The following is a 7,197-nucleotide window of genomic DNA, read 5'->3' as shown; positions in this document are numbered from 1 at the left end:
GCCCGGGTCAGCCGGGGAACACGCAACTCCCCACCCCGCACCGCGACCTGCGGCTCACCCGACGCCACAGCCGCAGCCAGCAACTCATCCGAACCCTCCAGATCCACCAACACCAACCGACCCGGATTCTCCGACTGCGCAGCCCGCACCAAACCCCACACCGGCGCCGCACCCAGATCCCTGACATCCTCACCACCACCAACCGCAACCGCACCCGACGTCACCACAACCAGACACGAACCCCCACCCCCCTCCTCAGCCAGGAACCGCTGAACCAGATCCAGCGCACGCCCCGCGGCACCATCCCCCGACACCCGTACGACAACACCCGCCGCATCCCCACGGACCTCCGGCACCGCGATCCGCCGCCACTCCACCCCGAACAGCCCATCGCGCGCTCCACCCGTCGTCGTCCGGCGCAGCGCTTCCTTCGGCATCGGACGCAGCGCCAGCGACTCGACGGCGGCGACCGGCGCACCGGTGCCGTCCGCGAGGGTGAGGGCCACGGTGTCAGGGCCTGTCCGGGCGATGTGCGCGCGCAGTTCGGTCGCTCCCGTGGCGTGCACGGCGACGTCGCCCCACGCGAACGGCAGCCGGATGAGGTCGGGTCGGCCCGGGTCGGCGGTGCTCAGGACGAGCGGGTGGAGTACGGCGTCGAGGAGGGCCGGGTGCAGGGCGTACCGCTCTGCTGTCGCGCGCTGGTCCTCGGGCAGCCGCAGTTCGGCGTACAGGTCGTCGCCCGCGCGCCACAGGGCGTGCAGTCCCTGGAAGGCCGGCCCGTATCCGTACCCGAGGGCGGCGAGCCGCTCGTAGGCGTCGGTGACCGGTTCCGGCGCGGCGCCCCGGGGCGGCCATGTGCGCAGGTCTCGTACGGGCGGGGCGGCGGCACTCAGCAGGCCGGAGGCGTGCCGGGTCCAGGTACGCGGCTCGTCGTCGCCGGTGTCGGGGCTCGCGTGGACGCTGAAGGGCCGGTTGCCGGAGGCGTCGGGCGCGGCGACCGCGACCTGGACGCGCACGGCCTGGCGCTCGGGCAGGGGGAGCGGGGCCTCCAGGGTCAATTCGGCGACGTGGCCGGCGGCGGCGCGGTCGCCCGCGGCCACGGCCAGTTCGAGGAAGGCGGTGGCGGGGACGAGGACCGTGCCCTCGATGCTGTGGTCGGCCAGCCAGGGGTGGCCGGCGAGCGAAAGACGGCTGGTGAGCACGGTCTCGTCGCGGCCCGCCAACTCGACCGCGGTGGTGAGCAGCGGGTGGTTCGACGGGTCGAGGCCCAGCCGTCGGGCGTCGCCGCGCGCCTCGGGGACGAGCCAGTAGTGCTCGCGCTGGAAGGCGTACGTGGGCAGCTCGACCGGCGCGGCGCCGGGGAAGAACGACGCCAGGTCGACGGCGGCGCCCGCCGTGTGGGCCCGGGCGACTCCCGCGACGAAGGTCTCGGGCTCGGCGCGGCCCGCGCGCTGGAGGGCGATCGCGGTCACCGCCCCGGTGGTGAGCGAGCCGGCCGCCATGGCCGCGAGAATGGCGTCGGGGCCGACCTCGATGAGCACGGTGGCGCCCTGGGTCTCCAGTGTGCGTACGGCGTCGAGGAAGCGGACGGGCTCGCGGATCTGGCGCACCCAGTAGTCCGGGGAGCACAGTTCGTCGTCGTGCGCCGACTCGCCGGTGACGGTGGAGACGACCGGGATCCGGGGCGCGTGGTAGGTGAGCCCGGCGGCGACGACCCGGAACTCCTCCAGTACCTCGTCCATGTGAGGCGAGTGGAAGGCATGGCTCACCCGGAGCCTGCGCGTGCGGCGGCCTCGGGCCTCCCAGGTCTCCGCGACGGCGAGGGCCACGGAGGCGTCGCCCGAGATCACCACCGCTTCCGGGCCGTTGACGGCGGCGACGGCGACGGCCTGCTCGTGATCCGCGAGCGTCTCGCGGACCTCGTCCTCACCGGCCTGGACGGCGATCATGGCGCCGCCGCCGCGGGCCGCCTCCATGAGGCGGCCGCGCGCCGCGACCAGGCGCGCCGCGTCGGCGAGAGACCACACGCCGGCGATGTGGGCGGCCGCCAGCTCACCGATCGAGTGACCGGCCACGAGGTCCGGGGTGAGTCCGTGGTGCTCCAGCAGCCGGGCGAGCGCGACCTCGACCGCGAACAGCGCGGGTTGGGTGTACGTGGTCCGGTGCAGGAGGTCCGCGTCGACCGGGGCGCCGTCCCCACTCTCGTACGATTCCGGGTCCGGGTCCGGGTCTAGGTCCGGGTCCACGAACATCACGGTGCGCAGCGGGCGGTCCAGATGGGCGTCGAGTTCTGCGCACACGACGTCGAAGGCATCGGCGAAGACCGGATATGTCTCGTACAGTTCCCGTCCCATGCCCAGCCGTTGGGCGCCTTGGCCGGTGAAGAGGAAGGCCGTACGACCGGCGCGGGCGGCGCTGCCGCGCACCACCTGGGGGCTGTCCTCGTCACGGACGAGTGCGTCGAGCCCGGCGAGCAGGTCGTCGATACCGGTGCCGGTGACGACGGCTCGCTCCTCGAAGGAGGTACGCGTCGTGGCCAGGGCGTGTCCGACCGCCGAGGGGTTCGGCTCCGGGAGGTGGAGCAGATGGTCGCGCAGGCGTCCTGCCTGGGCCCGCAGGGCGGCATCCGAACGGCCGGAGATCGCCCAGGGGAGGTTCCGGGACCCGCTCTCCCCCGCCGTGACGGGGGCGGCCTCGGGCTCGAACTGCTCGATGATCACGTGGGCGTTGGTGCCGCTGATCCCGAACGAGGACACGGCGCCGCGCCGCGGGCGGTGGTTGGTGGGCCAGTCCCGCTGCTCGGTGAGAAGCTCGACCGCTCCGCCGGTCCAGTCGACGTGCGGGGTCGGCTCGGCGACATGCAGCGTGCGCGGCAGCACGCCGTGCCGTATCGCCTGGACCATCTTGATGACGCCGCCGACGCCCGCGGCGGCTTGAGCGTGGCCGATGTTCGACTTCAGCGAACCGAGGTACACCGGTTCCTGGCCGGCGCGGTCCCGACCGTATGTGGCGAGGATCGCCTCGGCCTCGATCGGGTCGCCGAGCCGGGTCCCGGTGCCGTGCGCCTCGACCGCGTCGACGTCTGCGGCCGTCAGGCCCGCATCCGCCAGGGCCTGGCGGATCACCCGTTCCTGGGAAGGGCCGTTGGGCGCGGTCAGCCCGTTGGACGCGCCGTCCTGGTTGACGGCGGTGCCGCGGATCACCGCGAGTACGGGATGGCCGTTGCGGCGCGCGTCGGAGAGCCGCTCGACGAGCAGCAGGCCCGCGCCCTCGGCCCAGGAGGTGCCGTCCGCGTCGGCCGAGAACGCCTTGCTGCGGCCGTCGGCAGCGAGCCCGCGCTGCCGGGAGAACTCGACGAACATGCCGGGCGACGACATCACCGTGACACCGCCCGCGAGCGCCATCGACGACTCGCCCGAGCGCAGCGAGCGCACGGCCATGTGCAGCGCCACCAGCGACGAGGAGCAGGCCGTGTCGACGGTGACGGCGGGGCCGACGAGGCCCAACTGGTAAGCGATGCGACCCGACATGACGCTTGCGGTGGTGCCGGTGAGGACATGGCCTTCGGCGGCGCTGTCCGCTTCGTGCATGCGGGGGCCGTAGTCGAGCACGGTGGCGCCGACGAACACACCGGTGCGGCTGCCGCCGAGCGTACGGGGGTCGAGCCCCGCGCGTTCGACGGCCTCCCAGGCGGTTTCCAGGAGTATGCGCTGCTGGGGGTCCATGCTCAGGGCTTCGCGCGGTGAGATGCCGAAGAAGGCGGCGTCGAACCGGCCCGCGTCGTGGATGAATCCGCCCTGGTCGACGGAGCTGCGGCCGGTCTGCTCGGGGTCGCGGTCGTAGAGGTCCTCGTCCCAGCCGCGGTCGGCGGGGAAGGACGAGACGGCGTCCACGCCGTCGGCGACGAGCCGCCACAGGTCCTCGGGGGTGGCGACGCCGCCCGGGTACCGGGAGGCCATGCCGATGATGGCGATCGGTTCGCCGTCGTCGGCAGGTGCGGCCGTGGGCTGTGTCGCCTCCGTCGTGTCCGTGCCCAGCACACGGGTCACGAGGTGGGCGATGAGCGCGGCGGGCGTCGGCTGGTCGAAGAGCAGGCCGCTGGGCAGCCGCAGGCCGGTGGCGGTGGCAAGTGTGGAACGCAGCTCGACGGCCATCAGGGAGTCGAACCCGAGTTCCTTGAAGGTGAGATGGTGCTCGACGCGATGGTGGTCGCTGTGGCCGAGGATCGCCGCGATGTGGGCGCTCACCAGGTCCGAGACGGCGCGTTCGTCGCGTACGGAGTCAGGCCCTCCGTCCGGGCGGGTGCTGGAGTTCGAGGTGGCGCCGGAGCCCGAGGTGGCGCCGGACCCGACGCCGGATGCGCCGGCCGCCGCCGGGAGTGCCCTCCGCCCGCTCGTGTCGAACCAGTGCCGCTCGCGCTGGAAGGCATACGTGGGCAGCTCGGCGCGGCGCGCACCTGTGCCCGCGTACGCGGCGGTCCAGTCGACGTGTCCGCCCCGTACGAACACGTTCGCCAGCGCGCCGACCAGGGTGCCGGGCTCGGACCGGCCCGCCCGCAGGGCGGCGACCGCGGTGGCCGCCTCGGGGTCGAGGACCGAATCGGCGACCATGGCCGCGCAGACGCCGTCCGGGCCGAGTTCGAGATAGGTGGTGACGCCCTCGTCCTCCAACGTCCGTACCGCGTCCAGGAAGCGCACCGGGCGGCGCACCTGCTCCACCCAGTACTCCGGGGAGCACAACTGTTCGGCGTCGGCCGGGCGGCCCGTCACGGTGGAGACGACGCCGATGTGCGGAGGACGGAAGTCCAGCGTCTCCACGACGGCCCGGAATTCCTCCAGCAGAGGCTCCATGAGCGGTGAGTGGAAGGCGTGCGAGACGGTGAGGCGCTTGGTCCGGCAACCCGACGCGGCGAGCCGGGCGGCGACATCGGCGGTGGGCTCCTCCTCGCCGGAGATCACCACGGCTTCGGGGCCGTTGACGGCGGCGACGGTGACCTCGTGCTCGCGACCGGCCAGCAGCGGCAGTACGTACTCCTCGGCCGCCGCGACGGCGATCATGGCGCCGCCGGCGGGCAGGGCCTGCATCAGCCGTCCTCGGGCGGCGACGAGCGCGCAGGCGTCCGCCAGGGAGAGGACCCCGGCCACATGGGCTGCGGCGATCTCGCCGATGGAGTGCCCGGCGAGGAGGTCGGGGCGTACGCCCCAGGACTCGACCAGGCGGAACAGCGCGACCTCGACGGCGAACAGGGCGGGCTGGGTGTAGGCGGTGTCGTCGAGTCCGGCACCGGAAGCGACGACGTCGGCGAGGGGCCGTTCGAGGAGCGGGTCCAGCTGGGCGCAGACCTCGTCGAAGGCCGTGGAGAAGGCGGGGTAGGCGGCGTACAACTCGCCGCCCATGGCGATGCGTTGGCTGCCCTGACCGGTGAAGAGGAATGCGAGGCGTCCGGGCCTCACCGTGCCGGAGACGACATGGGCGGCGGGCCGCCCGGAGGCCAGCGCGTCGAGACCGTGGAGCAGGGCGTCACGTACGGCGTCACGGCTCTCGGCGGTTTCAGCCGGGCTGTCGGTCCCGGCGCCGTTGCCGGGGCCGCCGGTCCCGGCGCCGTTGCCGGGGCCGCCGGTCTCGGCGCCGTTGCCGGGGCCGCCGCTCCCGCCGCCTTCGCCTGGGCCGCCGGTCTCGGCGGTCGCGTCGCGAGGTGCTTCGGTCACCGGTGCCAGCACGACGGCCCGGTGGTCGAAGACTGCTCGCGTCGCGGCGAGCGACCAGCCCACGCCGACCGGGTCCTGGGCGGGGTCCGTCTCTCGTACGGCTTCGCCCAGTCGTGCCGCCTGGGCGCGCAGGGCGTCGGCTCCCCGCCCCGAGACGATCCACGGCAGTACGGCGGGGAGTTCGTGCCACTCTCCCGAAGGGGCGGCGGCCGCGGGCCCCTCGCCGACGACGACATGGCAGTTCGTGCCGCCCATGCCGAAGGAGCTCACGCCGGCGACCAGCGGGCGGTCCGGGTACGGCCACGGCATCGTCGCGCGCTGGACGGCCAGGCCGAGCGCGTCGAAGGGGATTGCCGGGTTGGGCCGGTCGAAGTTGCGGCTGGGTGGCAGCTCGCGGTGGTGCAGGCTGAGCAGTGCCTTGAGCAGGCCCACGATGCCCGCCGCGCCTTCCAGATGGCCGACGTTGGTCTTGGCCGAACCGATCAGCAGCCGCTCCTCGTCCGGCCGTCCCGTGCCCAGTGCCGCGCCGAGCGCCGCCGCCTCGATCGGGTCGCCGACCGGGGTGCCGGTCCCGTGTGCCTCGACGTACTGCACGGTGCGGGGGTCGACACCGGCCTGCTCGTAAGCCTGCCTGAGCACGCTCTCCTGCGCGTCCTGGCTGGGCACGGCCAGCCCAGGCGTGGCTCCGTCGCTGTTGACCGCGCTGCCGCGGATGACTCCGTAGATGCGGTCGCCGTCCGCGAGGGCGCGGTCCAGTGGCTTGAGGATCACCGCGCCGCCGCCCTCGCTGGGCACGAAGCCGTTCGCCCTGGCGTCGAAGGCGTAGCTCTCGCCGTCCGGGGACAGGCCGCCGAACCGCTCCTCGGTGACGGCGTGTTCGGCGAGAATGTTGAGGTTCACTCCGGCGGCGATCGCCGTCTCGGCCGCGCCGGACCGCAGGCTCTCGCAGGCGAGGTGGACGGCGACGAGCGACGAGGACTGCGCGGTGTCCACGGTGAGGCTGGGCCCGCGCAGGTCGAGGTGGTACGAGACCCGGTTGGCGATGACTCCGCGGTTGAGGCCGGTCATGGTGTGCTGGGTGATCGCCGCGGCGCCGTGCTGGTAGAGCAGGCTGGTGTAGTCGTCGCGCAGGGTGCCGACGTACACGGCAGTACGGCTGCCGGCGAGCGCGGTGGGCACGACGCCCGCGTCCTCCAGCGCCTCCCAGGCGAGTTCGAGGACGAGCCGCTGCTGCGGGTCCATCGCGGCAGCCTCTCGCGGCGATACGCCGAAGAACGCGGCGTCGAATTCACCGACTGCGTCCAGGAATCCGCCGCGGCGACCGTCCGGCCCCTCGGTGACGGCGCTGCGGCCCGCGCGCAGCAGCTCCCAAAATTCCCGAGGGCCCGAGACCTTCGGCAGTCGGCAGGACAACCCGACAACAGCGATTTCCTTCATGGCCGAGCGATTCCCTTCCTCGCCGACTCCCGTCGACAACCACAGCCCAAGT

The 7,197-nt window shown here is 73.4% G+C and carries 1 protein-coding gene; it reads right to left on the bottom strand.

What is annotated here, in order from left to right; translation table 11 throughout:
- The coding region (locus ACWEKM_RS38055) for a type I polyketide synthase (RefSeq protein WP_451625862.1) at positions 1-7,145 on the bottom strand (7,145 nt) is incomplete at its 3' end.
- Positions 7,146-7,197 lie beyond the last annotated feature (52 nt).

Source organism: Streptomyces sp. NPDC004752 (genome assembly GCF_053601275.1).
The sequence above is the reverse complement of the archived record's forward strand: the minus strand, read 5'-3'. Positions and strand labels throughout refer to the sequence as shown.